Source organism: Morganella morganii H1r (assembly GCF_000633515.1).
Taxonomy (GTDB): Bacteria; Pseudomonadota; Gammaproteobacteria; order Enterobacterales; family Enterobacteriaceae; genus Morganella; species Morganella morganii_B.
In genome coordinates, this window is record NZ_AYMP01000094.1 from 1 (window position 1) to 701 (window position 701).

At 31.5% G+C, this 701-nt stretch carries 2 protein-coding genes; both read right to left on the reverse strand.

Features of this window, described 5'->3' with window-relative positions; translation table 11 throughout:
* Nucleotides 1-388 (reverse strand): winged helix-turn-helix domain-containing protein (locus U868_RS24940; protein ID WP_205275552.1); only part of this gene is annotated, 388 nt, incomplete at its 3' end.
* A gap of 44 nt (nt 389-432) precedes the next feature.
* Nucleotides 433-701 (reverse strand): hypothetical protein (locus tag U868_RS25795; protein ID WP_205275554.1); only part of this gene is annotated, 269 nt, incomplete at its 5' end.

Here is a 701-nt window from a genome sequence, read left to right on the forward strand (position 1 = left end):
CTTTATCTTTATCTTTATCTGTATCTGTATCTGTATCTGTATCTTTATCTGTATATTGAATTTTTATATCTTTATTGAAATAAAACCCTTTCCTTGGAATAGTTATTATATAACTCACATTATCATCAGATATTTCCTTCAATCCTTTTCTTAATAAAAGGATATTTTGATATAAAGTATTTGGCGATGGCTCTTTACCAATTCCACTCCAACCTTTTTCATAAAGGTCTTTATGAGGAACAAAGTCATCATTACTTAAAAGTAACGCGTCTAGGCATCTTGCACTTGGTTCGTTAAGGACGGTTTCTCTATTAGGAAATAATAAATTTCTCAATAAATTCTGATTAGGTATATATAGTATTTTGTTATTTATATATATTTTTTTCATTTTTATAAATATAGCATCATAATAATATTATATAATTTTCATTATTACACATTTAAAGGGCTTGTTGCAAATAATAAATTGACCATGTATTCAATCTGGTGAGTAACCTGTAACTGAGGTTTTGCGCCCATTTTGATTTTTCTTTTTAGCCTAAAATAGGTGGCGCTATTGCAAAGTTTCATTTCGGAAATTTCGGCGGTTCCGGCATAGAACCCCATCATTGCGTTGGGATAGGAGAGGTTGCATAAACGTTCGTTTATGCGTGAAGGAGGAGAGAAGAGAAGTTGGCAGTTTGATCCTACCCGCGTAATGT